Source organism: Actinomadura monticuli (assembly GCF_041463655.1).
Classification (GTDB): domain Bacteria; phylum Actinomycetota; class Actinomycetes; order Streptosporangiales; family Streptosporangiaceae; genus Spirillospora; species Spirillospora monticuli.
The window spans coordinates 1-19,906 of sequence record NZ_JAXCEI010000019.1 but is presented as its reverse complement, the minus strand read 5'-3'; the positions used below and the strand labels follow the sequence as shown (position 1 = coordinate 19,906).

Annotated in this window: 18 protein-coding genes; 6 read left to right on the top strand and 12 right to left on the bottom strand. The window is 71.1% G+C overall.

The genetic code is table 11. The annotated features are described in order from the left end of the window. Positions 1-9: 9 nt before the first annotated feature. The 3 genes from SM611_RS31440 to SM611_RS31430 all read right to left on the bottom strand — a co-directional run bounded on the left by SM611_RS31440 (position 10) and on the right by SM611_RS31430 (position 2,690). Entirely contained in the window at positions 10-966 is a 957-nt protein-coding gene (locus tag SM611_RS31440; RefSeq protein WP_371953950.1) for a transporter substrate-binding domain-containing protein, read from the bottom strand. A 20-nt stretch (positions 967-986) separates the two neighbouring features. After that, entirely contained in the window at positions 987-1,727 is a 741-nt protein-coding gene (locus tag SM611_RS31435; protein WP_371953949.1) for a serine/threonine-protein kinase, read from the bottom strand. Positions 1,728-2,399: 672 nt separating this feature from the next. Beyond that, a complete protein-coding gene (locus SM611_RS31430) occupies positions 2,400-2,690 on the bottom strand; it encodes a P-loop NTPase family protein (RefSeq protein WP_371953948.1) in 291 nt (96 codons plus the stop codon). 29 nt (positions 2,691-2,719) lie between these two features. On the opposite strand from SM611_RS31430, the gene SM611_RS31425 reads away from it, so the two are divergent. Next, positions 2,720-3,952 (top strand): glycosyltransferase, encoded by a 1,233-nt coding sequence (locus SM611_RS31425; RefSeq protein WP_371953947.1) that lies wholly within the window; start codon positions 2,720-2,722, stop codon positions 3,950-3,952. 49 nt (positions 3,953-4,001) lie between these two features. Here SM611_RS31425 and SM611_RS31420 read toward each other — a convergent pair whose 3' ends face one another. Next, on the bottom strand, positions 4,002-5,135 hold the full coding sequence (locus tag SM611_RS31420; RefSeq protein ID WP_371953946.1) for a DMT family transporter: 1,134 nt from the start codon (positions 5,133-5,135) through the stop codon (positions 4,002-4,004). A gap of 474 nt (positions 5,136-5,609) precedes the next feature. Next, entirely contained in the window at positions 5,610-7,139 is a 1,530-nt protein-coding gene (locus SM611_RS31415) for a serine/threonine-protein kinase (RefSeq protein WP_371953945.1), read from the bottom strand. 124 nt (positions 7,140-7,263) lie between these two features. Here SM611_RS31415 and SM611_RS31410 point away from each other — a divergent pair, with 124 nt between their 5' ends. From SM611_RS31410 to SM611_RS31395, 4 genes are all read left to right on the top strand, one after another. Beyond that, positions 7,264-7,605: an ArsR/SmtB family transcription factor gene (locus tag SM611_RS31410; RefSeq protein WP_371953944.1), complete on the top strand. Its 342-nt coding sequence runs from the start codon at positions 7,264-7,266 to the stop codon at positions 7,603-7,605. A gap of 3 nt (positions 7,606-7,608) precedes the next feature. After that, positions 7,609-8,115 carry an SRPBCC family protein gene (locus SM611_RS31405; RefSeq protein WP_371953943.1) on the top strand — a complete coding sequence of 169 codons (507 nt, stop codon included), beginning with the start codon at positions 7,609-7,611 and terminating at the stop codon, positions 8,113-8,115. Continuing rightward, positions 8,115-8,735, top strand: coding sequence for a dihydrofolate reductase family protein (locus SM611_RS31400; RefSeq protein ID WP_371953942.1), 621 nt, complete (start codon positions 8,115-8,117; stop codon positions 8,733-8,735). Before SM611_RS31405 ends, SM611_RS31400 begins: the two co-directional genes overlap by 1 nt. A gap of 269 nt (positions 8,736-9,004) precedes the next feature. Beyond that, positions 9,005-10,516: an SDR family oxidoreductase gene (locus tag SM611_RS31395; RefSeq protein ID WP_371953941.1), complete on the top strand. Its 1,512-nt coding sequence runs from the start codon at positions 9,005-9,007 to the stop codon at positions 10,514-10,516. Here the strand turns inward: SM611_RS31395 and SM611_RS31390 are convergent. From SM611_RS31390 to SM611_RS31365, 6 genes are all read right to left on the bottom strand, one after another. Continuing rightward, positions 10,483-11,214, bottom strand: coding sequence for a vWA domain-containing protein (locus SM611_RS31390; protein ID WP_371953940.1), 732 nt, complete (start codon positions 11,212-11,214; stop codon positions 10,483-10,485). The genes SM611_RS31395 and SM611_RS31390 overlap by 34 nt on opposite strands. A 14-nt stretch (positions 11,215-11,228) precedes the next feature. Then, positions 11,229-12,458 carry a hypothetical protein gene (locus SM611_RS31385; protein ID WP_371953939.1) on the bottom strand — a complete coding sequence of 410 codons (1,230 nt, stop codon included), beginning with the start codon at positions 12,456-12,458 and terminating at the stop codon, positions 11,229-11,231. Further along, entirely contained in the window at positions 12,455-13,741 is a 1,287-nt protein-coding gene (locus tag SM611_RS31380; protein ID WP_371953938.1) for a protein phosphatase 2C domain-containing protein, read from the bottom strand. Before SM611_RS31380 ends, SM611_RS31385 begins: the two co-directional genes overlap by 4 nt. A gap of 80 nt (positions 13,742-13,821) precedes the next feature. Next, positions 13,822-14,871 carry a hypothetical protein gene (locus SM611_RS31375; RefSeq protein ID WP_371953937.1) on the bottom strand — a complete coding sequence of 350 codons (1,050 nt, stop codon included), beginning with the start codon at positions 14,869-14,871 and terminating at the stop codon, positions 13,822-13,824. Positions 14,872-14,951: 80 nt separating this feature from the next. Continuing rightward, positions 14,952-17,087 (bottom strand): hypothetical protein, encoded by a 2,136-nt coding sequence (locus tag SM611_RS31370; protein ID WP_371953936.1) that lies wholly within the window; start codon positions 17,085-17,087, stop codon positions 14,952-14,954. Beyond that, on the bottom strand, positions 17,084-17,812 hold the full coding sequence (locus SM611_RS31365) for a nucleotidyl cyclase domain-containing protein (RefSeq protein WP_371953935.1): 729 nt from the start codon (positions 17,810-17,812) through the stop codon (positions 17,084-17,086). The genes SM611_RS31370 and SM611_RS31365 overlap by 4 nt, the downstream gene beginning before the upstream one ends. Positions 17,813-18,096: 284 nt before the next feature. Between SM611_RS31365 and SM611_RS31360 the strand changes: the two genes are divergently transcribed. After that, complete coding sequence (locus SM611_RS31360) at positions 18,097-18,597, top strand: Pycsar system effector family protein (protein ID WP_371953934.1); 501 nt, start codon at positions 18,097-18,099, stop codon at positions 18,595-18,597. 28 nt (positions 18,598-18,625) lie between these two features. On the opposite strand, the gene SM611_RS31355 is transcribed toward SM611_RS31360, so the two are convergent. Then, positions 18,626-19,348, bottom strand: a complete 723-nt coding sequence (locus SM611_RS31355) for a Crp/Fnr family transcriptional regulator (RefSeq protein WP_371953933.1) — start codon at positions 19,346-19,348, stop codon at positions 18,626-18,628. Positions 19,349-19,906 lie beyond the last annotated feature (558 nt).

Sequence of the window (19,906 nt, the reverse complement as noted above, 5' to 3'; positions counted from 1 at the left end):
CGCGAAGCCCTACAGGAGCAGTTCGTCCGAAAAGACCGCATCGACTTCGCCTCTCCTGAGTTTGTCCACGCACTCACTGGCACTGCTCGGCGAGTTGAAGAGTTGCCCTTCCGTTCTTTTCAGGATCTCCTCTGACGTGGTGCCGCCCCAGGTGCACACCTTCATCGCCTGGAGGTCGGACACGTCTTGCAGCCTGGGGTGGCCCCGGCGCAGCAGGAACCCGGTGCCGGTCACAGCGTATGGACCGATGAAGTCCTTGCCCTCGTTGTCCATCCGTTTCTGGGTGATCGAATACGTGGAGACGATGAAGTCCACGTTGCCCTCATTGTTTCCGATGAACGCAGTCGCGCGCTGGCTGGAGCTCAAAGGTTTGAACTCGGCCCTCTTGCCGAGCGCGCCGGCGACCATGTTCGCGATGGCGACGTCCAGCCCGGAGCGTTCCGAGTACGAGGTCTCTTTGTAGCCCGTACCGGGTTGGTCTTCTTTTGTGCCGAAGCGCGCGATGTCGCCCGGCGGCCAGAATGCCTGCTGTTCACCGGGGTGCTCCCCGCCGCTCGACGAGCGGAATGACTCCTGCGCCAGCAGGAACCCTGCCGCCAGGGCGAGCAATACGAGAGCAGATACGGTGACCCGGGCATTCCGGCGGCCGTACCGAACGACCCGTGAGCCGAGCCCACCGGGGAGTGACGTGGCTGCTTTCGCGTGTTTCGATGCACGCGGTCCCGCCTTCTCCCGACGGGTTTCCGATGCTCCGCCGGACGGCGGCTCCGCTGAAGAGTCGGGGGAGCCGTCCTCGGGCGGGCGCGCGGCCGTCGCCGTGGAGGACGGCCCGGGGAGCCATCGACGGCGGATGAGTTCGGTGGTCGCCTCGTGCGGAGTCAGCTCACCCACGAGCCGGACGAGCAGGTTCTCGGCGGTCGGCCGCCGAGCCGGGTCGGGATCCAGCGCCGACTCGACGATGGGCACGAGCTCGTGCGGCACACCTGTCAGGTCGTACTGGGCCTGCTTCGCCCGGACGGCCAGTACCTGCAGCGTGCCGGAACCGAACGGGTTGCGCCCGGTCGCGGCGTAAGCGACGAGGGCCCCCAGGCGAAGATGTCACCGGCCGTGCCGACCCGTCCCTCGAACGCGAACTCGGGCGCGACATAGCCGGCGGTGCCGATGACGTTGCCCGGCTGGGTGATGGGGAGGTGCGCGTCCAAGGCCCGCGCGATACCGAAGTCGATCACGCGTGGTCCGTCGGCTGCGAGCAGGACGTTGCCCGGCTTGAGGTCTCGGTGGACCAGGCTGACCGCGTGGATCGCGACCAGGGCGGCGGCCACTCCCGCCGCGAGGCTGTGGAGCGCATGCGGCGGGAACACGCCGTGCGCCTCGATGTACCCGGCGAGGGACGCCCCCTCGATGTAATCGGTGACCAGGTAGGCGAGCCCGCCGGTATTTCCGTGGTCGAGCACGCGCGCGGTGCAGAAGGACGCGACGCGCCTCGCGTAGGCCACCTCCGAGTCGAAACGCGCGGAATAATGCGGGTCGTCGGTCAGTTGCGGGCTGATCACCTTGACGGCGCCTCGCCGCCCGTCCGGATCCCGCCCCAGATAGACCACGCCCATGCCGCCCTGGCCGAGCCGGCCGAGGAGTTCCCACCTGCCGATGGAGACCGGGTCGAGCGGGTCGAGCGGGTCCGGGAAAGGGGCGGCGTCCGACCACCCGTAAGAGTCCGACGAGCTCACCAACCCGACCTCCTCCAGTTGGAGTCTTCACGGCGCCCTTTCGAGTCACCGTGATCACTGCTTGCGACAGGCCGCTCGCAACCCCTGGCCCATGCGCCGACCCCAGACCGGCCGCACCGACATGGCCGCGGCGAACAGGCGATTCCGTCCGGTCTCCGGGCAGAGGGACCGCATGGTCGGCACCCCTTCCGCGAGTCGTGAGGTCTTCCTGTGAGACGCCGTGCGGTTGCCCATAGTTCAGGAGGACGAGGAAGTTGTCGAATGCTCCAGAGCGCGCTTCCGCGGCAGCGTCACCGCACCGGAGCGCGTTCATTACTGGAGGTAGGAGGCGAATGTCAACTTTCTTCGAAAGATTCACTTCATCTTGCTCGACTTCGCATCCCACCGGCCCAGTCTCGTCCGCCTCGAAGGAGCAACAATGATCCGGGACGAGTAGGAATATGTGTGGGAATATGCACGGGGCGGCTGGGTTCGTGGCAGGTAGCGCGCCGCTCGGGCAGGGTGAAGGTCCCGGGGCCGGTCGGCTCTGCAATTCCCAGCCGGCTCGCCGAGGTTCCTCGCGAACGCCGTCGGGCGCGGTGGGGCGGGCTGGGCGACCGGCGCTTCGGCTCCTCCTGGCCGCGCCGAGTGCCTGCGCGCCCAGGGCGTCTCGTCGGGGCCGGTTTGAGGCGGTCAGTCGTCCAGGTCTCGGCGTTGCCTCATGCGGCCGCCCTCGCCGAGCTCGACTACGGTGTCGACGCCGATCCGGTCGAGGAACGTGAAGTCGTGGCTGACGACGAGCAGTGCGCCGCGGTATGCGTCGAGGGCCTCCGCGAGCCGTTCGACGCTGGCGATGTCGAGATTGCTGGTGGGCTCGTGTTCACACTCACCGGCGCCGCTTCCTCTTGTTACGGCGACGTCACCGTCATTCCCGACACCCGTCGCTAATGTCTCATGGGTGAGCGAGCTGAGGCGAATGGTCATTCCAACGGTGGGGGCGTAAGGAGGTTCGGATGCGCATCCTGGTCCTGGCAGTGGGGTCGCTTGGCGACGTCGCGCCCTATACGGGGCTGGCGGCACGGTTGGGCGAGGCCGGTCACGAGGTGGTGCTCGCTGCGCATGCGCCGTTCGAGGATTTCGTCCGGCGACGGCACCTGCAGTTCCGGCCGCTGCCCATGGACCTTCGGGCTGAGCTCGGCTCCTCGAAGGGCCGGCAGGCGCTGGGCACATCACCGCTCGCCTTGGCGCGATTCGCGCGGATGTACGCGGCGCGCTGGGCCGAGATGGGCGATGCCATCGTCGACGCGGCCCGGGATATGGACCTGTTGCTTCTGTCCAGCATGGGGTGGCTGGGCATTCATGTCGCGGAAGGGCTGGGCATTCCGAGCATGGGCGTCTACTTGCAGCCCATGGACCCGACCAGGGAGTTTCCGCCCGCGATGATGACGACCCGTTCGCTGGGCGCACGCGGCAACCGCGCCGCCGCGAAGGCGCTTCGGGCTCTGGGACAGGCGCCCTTTCGGTCCGTTGTGAAGGACCTGCGAAAGCGCCTGGATCTGCCGCCGATCGGTGCCGCCGCCCTGTTCCGGCGGCTCGAGCGTGATGCCTGGCCGGTGCACTACGGTTTCAGTCCGCTGGTGGTGCCGCCTCCCGGTGACTGGCCGTCCGGACGAAACGTCACCGGCTACTGGTGGCCCGAGCCCCTCCCCGGCTGGACGCCCTCGGAACGGCTGGTCGACTTCCTGAAGTCCGGGCCGCCCCCGGTGTACGTCGGCTTCGGCAGTATGAATGTGGGCGATGGCAGGCGGGTCGGCCAGATCGTGACGGCGGCGCTACGCGAGGCGGGCGTTCGCGGAGTGGTGCAGGCCGGATGGGGAGACCTGGTCGCGGACGCGGGCGACGACATCCTCACCATCGACGAGGTTCCGCACGAATGGCTGTTTCCGCACACCTCGGCGGTCGTGCATCACGGCGGGGCGGGGACGACCGCGGCGGGACTCAGGGCAGGCGTCCCGTCGGTCATCGTCCCGGTGGCCGCGGACCAGCCGTTCTGGGCGTCCAGAGTGGCCGCGCTCGGTGCCTCACCAGCCCCGATCCCGCTCAGGCGCCTCACGTCCGAAGTGCTGGCCGAGGCGATCCGGGACGCGTCCTCGTCCTCCTGTGCCGTACGGGCCCGCGATATCGCGGCACGCCTCGCGGAGGAGGACGGCGCAGGACGGGTGGTGGACGCCGTCGCTCGCCTCTGAACCACGGCGAAGGTCGCCCGCACCGCGCGTCGGGGGCCGGTCACCGCCCTTACGGCCTGCCTGGACCGCGTGGGTCGCGGGCATCGGTTCCGAGGGGCTGAGGCGCTTCTCGTCCTATTCGCTCTCGCGCGATGCGGTCGCGCAGGCTCGGTGGCTTCATGCCGAACGGGCCGTGCTCCCCGGGGGCGGCGGCAAGGCGTTCCGAACCGACCGCACCACGCCCGGAGGGCTGCATGGGAAATTGCGGGTTCGGGTCTGGGCGCAACGCGGAGGTCGCGGACCATTCGCCGGATGCGCGCCGGGACGGCCGAGTGGGCCGTGTCCGCTCGTGACGGGGGAGGAACCAGATGGCCGCGAGATTCAGCAGCAAACCGCCCGCCAGACACGCCAGGGGCTCGACGCGTGGTTGCCATCCGTGCCCGTAGAGCGCCGTCGAGACGAGCAGCATCTGCGGGTTGGCCGTCATGATGACGAGGAATCCGACGATGAGCAGGCGGCAGCGCTGAAAGGCGATCTGTATCTGCCCCGCGGCCAGCGCGGTCGCGGCGCCGAACAGGTAGGGACCGGGAGAGACGACGAGCTCGTCGAGTGGGGCCTTGACCATCGCCATGCCCGTGAGCACGACCTCGCCCGCGCCGATCAGCATTCCGGCGCTGATCCCGTAGGTGATGCCGCTGAGCGGCCGTTCGTGCGCGCCCTTGGGCCTCAGGTCGCTGATGAGGAACAGGACGGCGGGCAGGGCGAGCGAGGGGCCGATCGCGGCCAGCAGCAACGGCTCCGCGGGGGTCTGGTCGAAGGTGCGCGCGCTGCCGGCGGCGCGGGCGTAGAGGACGATGGCCACGACGCCGAGCACCATGCAGAACGTTTCACGGCGGCCGAGCCGCTCGCGCAGGCCGATTCCCGCGATGAACGGCAGGAGCACCAGACCGGCGAGCAGCGCGGGCTGGACGGCGGACAGCGGGAGCGCCGTGAGTGCGATGAACTGCAGCCCGAATCCCGCGCCGATGATGGTGAAGCCGATCGCCCACGTCCGGCTGGAGAGCATCGCGATGGCAAGCGCGAAGGGCCGGGCGCCGTTCAGCGGAGGCATCTGGTTCGTGGCGGTCTTGAGGAATGCCATGCCGACGAAACAGGCGCCGGTCGACAGGAACGCGACGATCGTCGCCCAGTGTCCCAGTTCCATGCTGCGCTTCTCCTCGCCGTTGAGGTTCCGGGAGCGGGCACCGGGCCGGGAACCCGGTAACGGAGCCCGTGCCCTTGATCACGCCGCGGCGACCGTCGCGGCGGGACGCGGTGCAATCGCGCGATGCTCGAGAATGGAACCTGAACGATCGCCTCGCCTGTCCCTCCCCGGCACCTCTAACCTACATTGATGTCGGTTATTTGGACCGTAGCACCCGCGATCGGCGGCGTGAAGACCGGAAGCGAAGCGGCACTGATGCCGCGGACGCGGACGTGAAATTGATTCGGAATACTCGGGATCGAAGCGAAGACGCAGGAGAGCTTCACCCATCAGGTCGTCACGGCACCCCGCAATGAGCACGAGGGCATTCTTAACCGACATGACTGTCAGTTAGTACCTCGGCGACACTGCCGATCTCGGGCGATCTCGTGCCTGGACCTGCGGGCCGCGTGCGCCAGCGGCTCGCCACCCTCGTCAAACGCCGCGAGACCGCGGTGACGCCTCGGTGCGGGGCAGGGGCCGACCCTCGGCCGCCCGCCGGGTCGCGATCTCGCGGACGCAGTACATCGCGATGGCCAGGGCGCCGGCGGGGGCCGTGCCCGCTTGCGGGTTGACGAAGGCGATGTAGGGGGTGACGGAGACGGCGACGTCCAATTGGGCGGCTCCGGTGTCGAACAGGGCGATGGCGTTGAAGGCCACGAGAGCGTAGCCCGCTCTGCGGGTCCAGAGTCCGGTCCGCGGTGCGAGGACGGCGACCATGACGAGCAGGCTCGCCAGAGCGACGGTGGAGATGCCCAGCTTCCACCAGTACAGCCCATAGTTCCCGTAGTCCCGGGCCGTCCTGGCGATCACGATGGCGTAGATGGCGAACACGAGCAGCGGCAGGACGAACCGGGTCGTCTTCATCACCGACGCACGCCAGGCCGGGCGCGACATGACGACGAAATAGCCGATGAGCCAGGCGGTGGAGAGAGTGACCACGAGGGCGCCTGTCGCCGCGTCGGAGGCGTCGAAGCGACCGTTCAGGTTGATCGAGACCAGGATCGCGGTCGCCACCACGGTCAGCAGCCACACTGCGACCGGCAGCCAGGGGCCGCCGACGGAGGTGCTCCTGGCGGCCGAAGGCGGGGAGGCGTGCCGGGTGAGCACCTCGGTGGGTGCCGGCCGGTCGAGTCGCCGTAGGGCATGGGCGACGTCAGCGGCGGTCCTGTACCGCCCGGCCGGGTCCTTCTTCAAGAGTCTGCCCAGGAGGGCGTCCCAGGCGGCGGGGATGCCGGGCCGCACCGCACTGGGGACGGGTGGTTCCTCGCTGAGATGGGCCGTCAGGTAGCCGACGCCGTCGGGCGCCTGGAAGGGCAGCCGCCCGGTGATCAGCTCGAACAGCAGACACCCGAGTGCGTAGAGGTCGCTGCCCGGCTCCGGGTGGCCGCGCGCCTGCTCGGGGGCCATGTACGGGGGCGTGCCGACGATGAACCCGGTCCGGGTGAGGCGGTCGGCGGTCGCGTACGGGTCGGCCGCCCGCGCGACGCCGAAGTCGAGGACCTTCACCGCGCCGGTGTGCGTGATGAAGACGTTGGACGGCTTGACGTCCCGGTGCATCACGCCCGCCGCATGCGCCTCGGCCAGGGCTTCGCAGATCTGCGCGCCCCACCGGGCCGCCTCCGGCAGGCTGACGTCGCCGCGGGCCAGCTTGGCGTCCAGGCCCTCGCCGCGGACCAGTTCCATCACCAGGAACGGGGCGTCGCCGTTCTCGGGGCCGCTCTCGCCGAGATCGTGGACGGTCACGATGTGCGGATGCTGCAGGCGGGCCGTGATCCGGGCCTCGCGCAGGAACCGGGCGCGCGCCTCGCTTCCGCGGCTTCCGCCGCCGCCGAGCATCGAGATCACCTTGACCGCGACCCGCCGGTCCAGCGTCTCGTCCTGGGCCTCCCAGACCTCGCCCATGCCGCCCTCGCCGAGCCGCCGCACCAGGCGGTAGCGGCCTCCCAGGACGTGATCCCGCACTACGACCCCCTCGGCTCGACCTCGCACGATCATGCCACGCCGTCAGGGCGGCCACCGCAGGTGCTTCCTCGCCGTCCGCGCCGCGGAGCGTTGACGCATTCCCATATGGGTATATGATGAGGCCATGGCACGAGCAGCGACGACGTCGGACGTGTTCAACGCGATCGCGGAGCCGCAGCGCCGGGAGATCCTGGCGCTGCTGCGGGCGGGCGAGCGGCCGGTGACCGAGTTGGCCCGGGAGCTGGGAATGACCCAGCCGGGGGCGTCCAAGCACCTGCGGGTACTCCGGGAGGTCGGGCTGGTGCGGGACCGCAGGGCGGGCAAGCAGCGTCTGTACGGCCTGGACGCCCGCGGGCTGCGGCCGGTCCACGAGTGGACCGGCGGGTTCGAGCGGTTCTGGAACGAGAGCTTCGACCGGCTGGACGCGTACGTGCAGGACCTGAAGCAGACGAGACAGGAGGAATAGCCGATGAGCGCGATGGGACGAGGTGCGCCGGCGCGGTCCGCGACGGCCGACCGGGAGATCGTCATCTCCCGGGTCATCGATGCCCCGCGAGAGCTGGTCTTCGAGGCGTTCACCGAGGTCCGGCACCTGTCGCAGTGGTGGGGGCCGGAGGGGTTCACGACCACCACGGCGTCGTTCGAGTTCCGCGTCGGCGGGGAGTGGGACTTCGTGATGCACGGGCCGGACGGGACGGACTACACCGAGTGGATCACCTGGACCGAGATCGCCCCGCCGGAGCGGCTCGCGCTGCTCCACGGTGAGTCCCGCGGCGACCCGAACGCCTTCGAGTCGGTCCTGACGTTCGCGCCCGACGGCGCGGCGACGCGGATCGAGATGCGCACGGTGTTCCCCACCAGGGAACTGCGGGACGAGGCGGTCGAGAAGTACCACGCGATCGAGGGCGGCCGGCAGACCCTGGGCAACCTGGACGCCTATGTCACCGAGATCGTCCGGAAGGGAGCGGAGGACTGATGGCCGGGAACGTGTTCTTCAGCGTGTCGATGTCGCTGGACGGGTTCATCGCCCCCGGCTCCCTCGGGGAGTTGATGGGGAAGCAGTGGATGGAACTCCAGCAGTGGGTGTTCCCGCAGCGGTTCTTCCGGGAGAACCTGAAGCTCGGCGAGGGCGGTGAGGAAGGCCGCGACAACGACATCCTGCGGGAGACCTTCGAGCGCACCGGCGCGAGCGTGATGGGCAAGCGCATGTTCGACGCCGGCGAGCGGATGTGGCCGGAGGAGGCGCCGTTCCACACGCCGGTCTTCGTCGTGACGCACGAGAAGCGCGACCCCTGGGAGCGTCCGGGCGGGACCACCTTCCACTTCGTCAACGACGGCATCGAGTCCGCGCTCGACCGGGCCCGCGAGGCCGCCGGCGACCGCGACGTCCGCGTCGCGGGCGGCGGGGAGACGATCGTGGAGTACGTGAACGCCGGCCTGATCGACGAGTTCTCGATCGCGCTGTCGCCCGTGCTGTTCGGCTCCGGGGTCCGCCTGTTCGAGGCGGTGGACGCGGGCCGCGTGGCCCTGGAGCCGGTCCGCACGGAGTCCTCCCCGAGGGCGACGCACCTGACCTACGCCGCCCGGAAGCGGTAGGGGCGGGGCGGAGGCGGGGTCAGTCCCCGCCGCGCAGGTGCCGGGCGAGGTAGTGCCCGGTGATGGACGCGGGGTCGCGGGCGAGCTGGGCCGGAGTCCCGGTGGCGATGATCCGGCCGCCCGCCTCCCCGCCGGTGCGGTGTGTTTCCGCCGCGGCGGCCCGGACATGTAACCGCCTGCGGGGAAACCATCGGGGGGAACATGCTGATCAGCGACGTGCACCGGCCGGACGTCCGCGACTCTCCGGCCGTCCCGGGAGCGGACCGGCCGTGACGCGCGACGAGGGCGCCGGGCCCCTGTGCCTGGTGACGGGAGCCAGCGGCTACATCGGCGGACGGCTCGTCCCCGAGCTGCTGGCCGCCGGTCACCGGGTGCGGTGCATGGCCCGTTCGGCGCGGCGGCTGCGCGATCATCCGTGGGCCGGACGGGTCGAGATCGTGGAGGGCGACGCCACCGATCCGGCGTCGACCCGGCACGCCCTGGACGGCGCCGACGTCGCCTACTACCTGATCCACGCGATCGGCGGCGCGGGCGGCTTCGCCGAGAACGACCGCCGCGCGGCCCGCACCTTCGCCGGGGCGGCTCGGGACGCCGGCGTGAAGCGGCTGGTGTACCTCGGCGGCATGGCCCCGCAGGAGGAGCTGTCGCCGCACCTGCGGTCCCGCGCCGAGGTCGGAAGGATCATGCTGGACAGCGGCGTGCCCACCGCGTGGCTGCGCGCCGCGGTGATCATCGGTTCGGGTTCGGCGTCGTTCGAGATGCTGCGCTACCTGACCGAGCGGCTGCCGGTGATGGTCACGCCGCGGTGGGTGCGAACCCGCATCCAGCCGATCGCGATCCGGGACGTCCTGCACTACCTCGTGGCGTCCGCGGCCCTCCCGCCCGATGTGAGCCGCGGCTTCGACATCGGCGGGCCCGACGTGCTCACCTACGTGGGCATGATGCAGCGGTACGCCGCCGTGGCGGGGCTGCGCCGGCGGATCATCATCCCGGTCCCGGTGCTGAGCCCGGCGCTGTCGAGCCTGTGGGTGGGCGCCATCACCCCGGTCCCCGGCGCTCTCGCGCGTCCGCTGGTGGAGTCGCTGCGCAACGAGGTCGTGTGCACCGACGACGACATCGGCCGGTACGTCCCGCCGCCGCCGGACGGGCCGACCGGGTTCGACCGCGCGGTCGAGCTGGCGCTGCGCCGGGTCCGGGAAGCCGACGTCGCCACCCGCTGGTCGTCGGCCAGCACCCCCGGCGCCCCGAGCGACCCGCTGCCGACCGACCCGAGCTGGGCCGGCGGCAGCCTCTACACCGACGACCGCTCCTGCCGGACGGACGCCTCGGCGGAGCGACTGTGGGAGGTCGTCGAGGGGATCGGCGGGGAGCGCGGCTGGTACTCCTTCCCGGTAGCGTGGCGGGCACGCGGCGTCCTCGACCGGCTGGCCGGCGGGGTGGGACTGCGGCGGGGCCGCCGGGACCCGCGCCGGCTGCGCATCGGAGAGACGGTCGACTTCTGGCGCGTGGAGGAACTCGAGCCGGGACGGCTGCTGCGGCTGCGCGCCGAGATGCGGCTGCCCGGCCTGGCCTGGCTGGAGTTCAGAGTCTCGGAGGACGACGGCCGCGCCCGGCTGGAGCAGCGCGCCCTGTTCCACCCCCGGGGCCTGGCCGGCCACGCCTACTGGTGGACGTTCCTCCCGTTCCACAACCGCGTCTTCGGCGGCATGTGCCGAGGCATAGCCCACGCCGCCGAAGAACCGCAGCCTCAGTCGACGTACTCCAGCGGCACCGACGTGTAGCCCTCCACCTCATGCGGCACCTGGAGCCGCCGCACCTCGGCGGACGCGACCAGGGTCTGCATCACCGAGGTGAGGGCGCCGGACAGCGCCTTCTTGTTCTCCTCCTCCCTCCCCGGCTCCGCCATGTACGCGGCGAGCGTGCTGACCTCCTTCAAGATCGCCTCGCTGGCCTCGCCGAAACCGTAGGTGAGGAGGTTGGGATGCGGGCGCCACCCGGGATCGCGCAACGCGGCCAGGGACGAGCGCCAGGTCTTCCCGTCGCTCGGGATCCCGTCGGTCAGCAGGAAGACCACCGGCCGGTACGCCCGGACGCTCTTGCTCTTCAATCCGTCGACGTCTTGCCCGATCCGGTCGCGCAGCAGGTCGAACATCGCGCCGTACGCGGTCAGTCCTCCGCACGTGACCACCGGCAGCCCGGTCAGCTCGGAGATGTCGGTCATCGGGACGACCACGTGCGGACTCGTGTTGAACGAGATGATCGACAGGTGGACGAACTCGGCCACCCGCGGGCTGGCGTACAGGGTGTCGACCACCTCGGTCAGCGTGTCGTTCAGAAGCTTCTCGTATGGCCCCATCGAGCCGGACGTGTCCAGCACGAGATAGGTCGGCAGGCCCTTCTGCCCGCCCGAGTCGTGCCGCTCGGCGTCCCCGGCCGGCACTGTGTCCGCCTCGGTGCCCCACTCTGCGTACCGTTCCATTCCTTCTCCTCACGTCAGGACCGCATTGCGATCGCGATGATCAGGGCAATGAGCAAGAGCGCGGTGATGACCCATGCGGGAGAGCAACCCGCGCCCACGGGGTCTGTTGGACGGACCTGTTCGGGCCTGGCCGCGGACGGCGGCTCGTGCGGGACGCGCTTCGGCATGTCCGGCCGGGAGGCGGCCGGTGCGCCCTGCCGCACGGTGTGCGGGAGCCGCGTCCGAGCCGGCGGGCGCTTCGGAGTCCGCCGGCCGGCCGGCCGCCACGGGATCGTTCCCGTCACGTTGGCCCCTGCCGGAGCCGCACCGTTCAGGCGCCGACCGGCGGGCGAGGTACCAGAACCGGCCGTGGGACGCCGCGCGCCGGCGGCGGACGTCCCGTCCATCGACGCGAGGATCTCCTCCAGCCGGGGGCGCGCTTCCATCGTCGGGGCGTCGACGCACTTGGCCAGCAGGTCGGTGAGCTCCGGCAACGCCGGGTAAAGCGCGGCCATCTCCTCGACCGCCCTGCGGCGCTCCTGCCGGAGACCGGTCGTCGTGCGGGCCACGAGCAACGCCACCTTGTACCGGTCCGTATGGGTGGTGAGCGGCCGCGACCTGTCCGCCAGCGGGTCGTCCCAGTTGTGCGTCTCCAGGTGGTCGCGTCTGCCCATCCGGGCGGTGTCCATGTCGATCACCAGGACGCGGGCGGTGCCCGGGGCCCAGAACGCGTTGGCGAAGGACCAGTCCCCGTAGACCAGGCCCTGGCGCTCGAAGAGCGCCGCGACCGCGACGATCTCCCGCATCGCCGCGAGCCGCAGTTCCGGCGTCGGCACCGGCAGCCCGAGCCGCTTGATGTCCCGGTCGGGGTTGGCCAGCAGGTCCACCTCGATCGTCTGCCGCCGCTTGCGGCCCTGCAGCAGCGAGAGATTCCACGAGAAGATGTCGTCCGCGCGCGCCATGATCGTGCCGACGGTGCGGTATCCGTCGACCACGCGGGCGACGGGCCACGCGACGCTCCGGTCGACCAGCGCCAGGTCGGTCGGAGTCATCTGTCCGGGCAGCTCGATGAGGTCGTCCAGCGCGATGTGCCCGACACGCGCCGAGGACTTGTAGCGTTTGACCAGCCATCCCGGTTGGCCGGGGGCCTCGTGGATCAGCGACGACTCGCCGTTGTCGCGGGCGATGACGGCGGACGCGCCGTGCTCCTCGACGTCGCGCAGGGGCACCGTCCGGGGGAATGGGGAGTCCGACCAGGTCCTCACCGAGGCCCTCCCCCGTCCGGGCACCACACGACCACCGCGGTCCGGTCGTCCAGTTCTCCCTTCGCCTCGAAGCCCACGTCGTCCACGAAGTCGCTGACATGCGGCGGTCGCGCCCACCGGCGGGCGAACCACGCGCCGAGGTCCATGTGTTCGAGAGCGTCACCGATGCCGTCGGTCGTCAACGCCAGCACGGCGCCGGGTTCGAGGTGGAACGAGGCTCCGGCGGGATGCGGATGATGAGGCAGGAACGTGCTCAGGCGGCTGGGGTCGTAGCCGCCCCGCACCTCCCCCGCGACCTGCCGCCATGACGATGACTCGCGCATCCATGCGCCGACGTCCGCGATCGACCACACGCGCGCGCGCCGCGCGCCGTCCGCGGCGGGGTCCAGGTCGACCGCGGCGGCGAGGACCGCCGCACGCACCGCCTCGGGATCGAGTCCGCGCTGCCGCGCGGCACCGACCATCTGCCGCGCGGCCGAGACGAACCACTCCCGCACCCGTGCGTCCGCCGGCGCGCCGGCGGCCTCCGACCACAGGTGCCGGACGAGCGCGGCCGTCGCGACGTTGGCTCCCATGTGAGAGTGCGTGCTGTCGGACATCCCGTCGGCGATCGCGACGACCAGGTGGCGGCGGCTACGGTCCACGGCGATCCGGTAGGCGTCCTGGCGCGGTGCGACGGGCTCATCGCACCGGTGACCGGGGCCGACGATCGAGGCGGCCCGTACCTGGAGGCCGCCGACCTGGGCGACGTCCGCCGTGATGCCGGACGGGCCGGGCTCGGGCGGCAACAGCCAGGGCCGCCGGTGGGCCGCGCCCGACGTGCCGAGTGGCCTGGGGAAGCTCCCCGCAACTCGGTGCGCGTGTGCGGGCGGCGCCGTCCGCTCACCAGGCGCCCCCGGCTCCTCGCCCGCATCTGCGGCGGGCGGCCCCTCCGGTGCGGGCCCGGGAGCGGCGGCGATCGCCGCGCTGCGGGCCAGGCTCTTTCCGGGCTCGGCGGGCGGCCCGTCAGGTGCCGGGGCCTCGCACGGCGCGGCGAGTGCCGGCGTCGAACGATCGGTGGACTGGTCGGCGCTCACGTGCCGCTCCTCTCGATGCCGAACCTTGGCGAGGTCCTCCCTCCGCGCCTGGAGCAGGAGCAGGCAGATGAGCGGGGCCGTCACGATGGCGAGGCAGATGCCCGCCGCGGCTCTGTCGAGCCCGCCCAGCAGGCCGCCGAGGGTGCCCGCGAGCAGGAGGAGAAGGGCGGCGGCCGCGACCGCCGCGCGCTGCCTCCGTGCGTACATTGCCCGCTGCGGCCCCGTGTGCGATCTGGCGCGCGTCCTCTGCCGAGACCTCCAGTCGCTGCCGGCGGTGTCGCCGCGCCTCATGCTTCCCGGTCTTCGTCACGGCTTTCGAGCGTCCTCCAGCCGATCACGCCGTTGCCCGCCGACGGCTCTCCAGGAGCCGAGGCCGTGGGCGGCGGAGGCGGCGGCGGGGGCGCGGACGGTGGGGTGGACGGCGCGTCGATGTACGACCACTCGGACGGGGCCTGCTCCGACGCGCCGTTCCCGTTCACGTCGGTGCTCGCGTTCGCATTCCGGTCCGGACGAGGGCCGGGGATCGACGGCGGCGCGGGCGGCGCCGGAGCGGCGGCCGGCGCGCCGAAGGCGGTGACCGCCTTCGTGTCCGCGACCCGCTCCAGCGGTTGGAGCAGGAGGCCGCGCATGTTCTCGACGTCCGCTTCCTGGATGAAGCCCTCGCTGACCATCCGGTCGAACAGCGCCATCTGGGCGTTCTGCGTCATCTCCCGGCGCTGGCCGATCATCTGCAGGACATCGCCGACCTGCTCCGGGTTCCGGGTCAGGAAGAGGAACAGCAGGTCGTCCTCGCCCTTGGCCGTCCGGCGCAGCGCTTCGAGGCGCTGCCGCTCGAGCTCCACGTTCTGCCGGTCGGTCACCATGTTGCGTTCCAGGCCGCGCGTCTTGTGCTGGAACTCCGCCGTGTGCTCGTCGATGTGCAGCCGGACCGCGACCGTGAAGAGCGTGATCCCCTCGTCCAGGACGAGCGGGCCGCGCGACTGCATGTCCTGCAATTCGCGCTCGGCGGTGGTGCAGTCGTCGATGTCGTACCGGCGGGTGACCTGCCAGAAGCGTTCGAGGAGGCGCGACTTGACCGACTCCAGCGCGTCGTCGAGCGCGTAGGTGACGATGACTTCGGGAGCGGTCACTCCCCATGTGACGTCCGCTTCGAGCTGGAACCGCATCGCGTCGTACCGGCTCGGCACGCTGGCGCTGACGGTGTCATGGTGGCGACGCACGTCGACCAAGTACCAGTTCTTGTACTTGGGGACGTCGAACATCGACGCCCGGCCGAACGGGGGGACGGCGACACCGCCGCGATCGGAGTAGACGATCGCCATGCCGGGTGAGGGCATCGGACCTCGGTCGCCGAACGTCACGGGCCCCGAAGCGACGATGAGGTCGGACGCTGAGGGGGCGGATCGCTCGTGCGGGTTCATCGGAGTGTCCTCCTCGCGTGAAGGGCCGCGAGCACCGCGACCTTGCTTTTTGGAGCGTGCGACCACCGCGACGCGGTGATGTGGATGATGCGGCCGGTGCGTGGGTCGAAGCCGACGGCCCCCATGAGCCAGCCGAGGAGGTCGGGACCCGACGGGGTCTCCTCCAGCAGGCGCGCCCATTCCCCGAGCACGTCCTTGGCGGCGTCGTGGAGGTCCGCGGAGTTCAGGGTCGCGTGCCACAACCGGACGATCCGGTGCGCCATGGCAGGATCCCTTTCGGCATGGCACAGCAAGGTCGGCCGCCACGTGCCGTCCGCGGCGAACTGGCCGAGATCGGCGGCGGCCAGCAGGAATCCGAGCCGGCCGGTGACGCGGACCCCTGGCCGGCGGCTGCTCACCCAGTCGGTGAGCAGGCCCAGCGCCGCGGACGCGAATGCGCCGTCCCGGTACTCCAGCATCTCGGCGACGCTGGTGCACACGGCCTCCTTGACCTCCGCACGGTCGTCCTTGGCGAGTTGCTCGAGCAACGTCAGAGCGTCGGCGCAGCCTTGGGCCCCGTTGCCGTCGCCGTCGCCGTCGCCGTCGAGGGTGACCCGCCAGGCGCGGGCGGCGGTCGCGCGCAGGAGCGGCCTCGTGTCGTCCGCGCTCCACGCGTTGACCAGGCCGGTCACGGCGTCCCGCAACTCCGGGCGTTCGGCGACGACGCTCAGCGCCGTTGCCGCGGCATCGCGTGCCTCGTCGTCATCGGACCGGGCCCACGGCAGGATGATCGCGGAGCGGATCTGGTCGAACGACTCCGCTGCGAGGATGCCGGTCGCGACCGCCGCCCTGATCCGGACGGTGGGAACCTCGCTGCGCACGCAGAGCCGCAACCAGTTCAGCAGTTGCGGCCTAATCGGGTCGTACTCCTCCCAGACGAGCCGCAGCAGCCGCCGGGCCAGCCCTTGTTCCTCGAAACGCACGACGAGTCCCGGCGCGGTGCCCCCGTGCCGCGCGGGCAGTTCCGATCGGACGAGGTGTGCGCCGATCGCGCGGAGCCGGGCGCTGCGGGTGCCGCCGAACGGCGCGGACTCCTGGGGCGGCTGGTCCTCGGGTTCGAGCCTCCGGGTGAGCAGTTCCGCGGAGTTGGCGACCAGGTCGTAGTGCTCCCCGCCGAGTGTCGCGACCGCGATGGCGAGGGTCTGCGTCGCGAGGTCCCCCATGCCGCTGAACCACCGCTCCAGATCGGCGACGCGGCGCACCGTCAGCCGGGCGCGGACGGTCTCGGCGACCGGCTCGCTCGCATCGGCGAGCAGCCGGGCGAGCCGTACGGCCTGGGCGGGCGGCGCGTCCCGCAGGTGGTCACGGCACAGGGTCGTGACGTCGGGATCCTCGAGCAGTTCCAGGGCCCGCGCATGCGTCGCCTCCGCCGCGAGGTGCGAGCGCAGCACCTCGCGCGGGTCGGGCGGTGACACGTCCACGACGTGCGGCTCCAGGTCCGGGTCGGTGAGGCCGGCGGTGTCGGTGGTGGTGATGACGAGCCTGCGGTCGGCGCCGAGTTCGGTCGCGAGCCGGTCGAGGTCGAACGCTCGGAGTTTCGCCGCGGCCTGCGGGGGCGGGTCGGCCAGAAGGTAACCGCCGGGGCCGAGGTCGGCGCCGGTGAGCGAGCCGAGGTCGGTCTCCGGGTGCAGCCGCCGCACTTCGCCGAGGGCGAGGCCGAGCAGCAACCGACGGGCGAGCGCGTACCTGCCGGTCCCGTCCGCTCCGCGCAGGAGCACGACGCGGCGGTCGCGCACCGCCGCCATGGCGAGGGCGAAGTCGGGCGGGGCGGCGAAGCGGCGGTCGAGCGCCAGGTCCTCGTCGGTGAGCGCCACCATCCGGATGCGCGCGACCGTGCCCGTGACGGTGATGTAGTTGATCTGATCGCGGCCGACGAACCGGTCGGCCGTCACGGTGGCGCCCGCGAAGTTCGATCGGGCATCGTGCTCGGCGCCGAGCCGCTCGCCGGTCTCGCCGGGGTGTGCGGCGCGGTGCGAGAACTGCCGGCCGAGGTCCTGCGCGTCGCGGGGCTCCGGGCTCTCGGCGTCCGGCGGCGCGGGGTCCTTGGGCTCGCCGGCGGCGCCGTCCGGCGGCTCGGGCCCCTCGACGGTCACCGGTCGCCCCCATGGCCGTAGTAGTTGGTCTCGTCGCGGCCGACGAAGTGGGACGTATGGATCTGCGCGCCCGCGTAGTCGCCGACGGAACCCTCCGCCCGCGGAACGGACGGCTGTGCGCCGGGAGCCCCGGGGGGAGGAGAGGCGTCCGCATCGGTGCCGGTGCCACCGCCGGGGCCCGGGGCTACGCCCCGGTCGTCATCGGTGCCGGCGGTGTCCAGGTCGATCCCCTCCAGGTCGTGACCGGGCACGAGGATCCAGGCTTGGCCCTTGAACTCCTTCATCCGCACGGTCACCTGTCGAAAGTCCGCGGGGTCGAGTGTCGTGTGCTCCTCGGCGACCGTCTCGGCGAAGACCCGCTCGGAGAGGACGACCGCGAGCGGGGCACCCGTGCCGTCCAGCGCACGGCGCAGCGGCTCGCTGTCGCACAGCCTGCTGGCGACGACCAGCCCCGCACCGGCGTGGCCCTTCGCCGCCGGGAACGCGGGACCGTAGTGGACGGCCATGCGGAGCCGCAGCTCGCGGCCCGCTGGGACATCCCGGTTGTGTCGGCGGAGTTCCGCGTACAGGTGCCGGACGTAGTCGTCCACGACACGCGGCTCGGGCTCACCGTCGGGAAGGACCGAGACCTCTCCGTCGCCCGCCTCCTGGATCCACCAGCTGGAGCGCCGGAGCCCGGCCCGGTCGCCCGCTCGGTCGAGCACCGCGCTCAGATCGCTCTGCATGTGCCGTTGCCAGTTTCCGGTGGCGCCTCCGTAGCCCTTCGCATCGAGAGAGACGACCAGTTTTCGTGCGAAGTCATCGCCTTCCGCCACTGCGCCCAACCCCTTCGTCGGTAGGTGTTGGCGGAAAGGTTGCCACCACATACTGGGACAGATATCGCATAAATACGGCATCTCGCCGTTCTGGCCTCAGTGATTCACACCATGCACCGGAGAACGCCGGATTAATACGAGATCGCCGTTCGGCGGACCGGTTTCACTGGTTCCGAATCGAATGGAGGAGGCACATGAACCAGCCCGAGACGGAGACGGCGAAGCCCGCGGATGAGACGTCCGATGTCACATCGGACGACGTAGCGGTCGCCCTGGCGGTCATGGCGGCCGGTCAGGCGTACGTGCAGCAGGCGGACATGAAGGTGTCCATCCTCATCGCGCTCCAGGCCGGTGCGATCATCGGGCTGACCGCCGCTCGCGCGGCCGGCTCTCACCCCGGGACGGTCTCCACCGCGCTGTTCGGGGCGTTCCTCGCCGCGTCGCTGGTCGCGGGAGCCCTGCTGCTCCTCGCGTTGCGACCGCGCCTCGCCGAGGACGCGGCGCCCAGCAGCTACGGCATCGTGCGCATCCCGGAACGGCCGCCGGCGGGCGCCGCCGCGCAGCGGGACGAGGCGTGGGCGATGGCCCGGACTCTCGCGGCCCTGGCGGAGGCGAAGTACCGGCAGATCGGACGCGCGATCCCGTGGACCACGGCCGGGCTCATCGCCGGCACGGCGGCCGCGCTCCTCTCCTGAGTGGCCGTTCCCTTTCGGCGGGCCCGGTCTAGACGCTCACGTCGGGCTCGGCAGCACGGCGCAGCCCGGCCTCATCGGTGATCACGATGCTGCGGTAGGCGGAGATGATGAGCCCGTCGCGCTTCAGCATGGACACCGCCTGGTACACGGCGTCCTTGCCGGCGCCGATGAGCATGCCCAGTTCTTCGTGGGAGAGCGCGACGCCGAGGGTCGTGCCGGACGGCTCCACACGCCGGCCGTGCTGGTCGGATAGCACTAGGAGGAGCCGGGCGAGCCGGACATGCACCGGGAACCCGGCGAAGTCCAGCCGGCGTTGATTCGCCCACTGCAGCCGGTCAGCGATGGTGGCGTTGAGGGCGAGCCACGCCTGCGGATTCTCCTGCAGGAACGCCAGAAGCGTCATCGCCGGGACCTTGTGGGCCCAGACCTTCGAGCAGGCGGTGACGGTGGCCGAGCGCGGCTGCCGGTGCAGCGCCCCGAGTTCGCCGACGATGTCGCCGGAGAGCCGGATGCCGAGCAGCCCGTCCCGGCCGTCCGCCAGGCGGCCCGTCACCTTGACGCAGGCAGTCGAGTCGGGGGTGCCTGAACGCAGGATGAAAGCGAAATCGGTGAGGGGGTCGTCCTGCCCGATCAGGACGGTGCCCTTGGGGAAAGGGCTCGCGGGCGCGACACGGAGCAGCGCCGTCCGCATCGGGGCGTCCATCCGAGAGAGCAGCGTCCCCGCGACCCACTTGTCCATCACGTCGTTCATCTGCACTTCCGCCCCCAAGCAGAGTTCGCAGTCCGGGAGCCCAAGAGCATCATAAGTCAGACTAAGAGGTCTACGTCGGTTCTTTGCTCACGAATCGACACCCGGACATTCGGAGGACCACCACCAAGATCAAGAAAGTCGTCGACATCGGCGATCTTGATCGGCCCGGCCGGTCCGTGATTGCCGCATTCTCAGCGAACGGATTCGCCGTCGAATGCCGGGAAACCGACGCGCCGATTACGGTGTCGCCGCGGCGGAGCAGGCGGGAGCTCGCGCCTGCCATGACGGCGGGGGCGCGCCGTTCGTGCGGTCGAGCGCCCAGGAGGTGCCCGCCGCCGTGGGCGGGCGTGCCTGCGGCTTCGCGATCCTCGCCGCGCTGGAGGAGTTCGGCTCCGAGCGGTGCTCACCCGGATCCTCGGCTAGCCGCGCTCCCGGCGGGTCAGACATCCCTGGAGGTTGGGATGTCAAGCGGCGAGGTCGTGGTGGTGGTGTGACCAGGCGGTTGCCTGGTCGTAGGGGGTTTGGGTTTTGAGGCAGCCGTGGAGGATGCCGACGAGG

Excerpts from the sequence above, each read along its gene's own strand:
- SM611_RS31410 (WP_371953944.1), top strand. The coding sequence starts at position 7,264 with ATGGCACGAGCAGCGACGACGTCGGACGTGTTCAACGCGATCGCGGAG.
- SM611_RS31420 (WP_371953946.1), bottom strand. The coding sequence starts at position 5,135 with ATGGAACTGGGACACTGGGCGACGATCGTCGCGTTCCTGTCGACCGGC.
- SM611_RS31360 (WP_371953934.1), top strand. The coding sequence starts at position 18,097 with ATGAACCAGCCCGAGACGGAGACGGCGAAGCCCGCGGATGAGACGTCC.
- SM611_RS31380 (WP_371953938.1), bottom strand. The coding sequence starts at position 13,741 with ATGTACGCACGGAGGCAGCGCGCGGCGGTCGCGGCCGCCGCCCTTCTC.
- SM611_RS31365 (WP_371953935.1), bottom strand. The coding sequence starts at position 17,812 with ATGCAGAGCGATCTGAGCGCGGTGCTCGACCGAGCGGGCGACCGGGCC.
- SM611_RS31375 (WP_371953937.1), bottom strand. The coding sequence starts at position 14,871 with ATGCCCTCACCCGGCATGGCGATCGTCTACTCCGATCGCGGCGGTGTC.
- SM611_RS31405 (WP_371953943.1), top strand. The coding sequence starts at position 7,609 with ATGAGCGCGATGGGACGAGGTGCGCCGGCGCGGTCCGCGACGGCCGAC.
- SM611_RS31400 (WP_371953942.1), top strand. The coding sequence starts at position 8,115 with ATGGCCGGGAACGTGTTCTTCAGCGTGTCGATGTCGCTGGACGGGTTC.
- SM611_RS31430 (WP_371953948.1), bottom strand. The coding sequence starts at position 2,690 with ATGACCATTCGCCTCAGCTCGCTCACCCATGAGACATTAGCGACGGGT.
- SM611_RS31390 (WP_371953940.1), bottom strand. The coding sequence starts at position 11,214 with ATGGAACGGTACGCAGAGTGGGGCACCGAGGCGGACACAGTGCCGGCC.
- SM611_RS31355 (WP_371953933.1), bottom strand. The coding sequence starts at position 19,348 with ATGAACGACGTGATGGACAAGTGGGTCGCGGGGACGCTGCTCTCTCGG.
- SM611_RS31425 (WP_371953947.1), top strand. The coding sequence starts at position 2,720 with ATGCGCATCCTGGTCCTGGCAGTGGGGTCGCTTGGCGACGTCGCGCCC.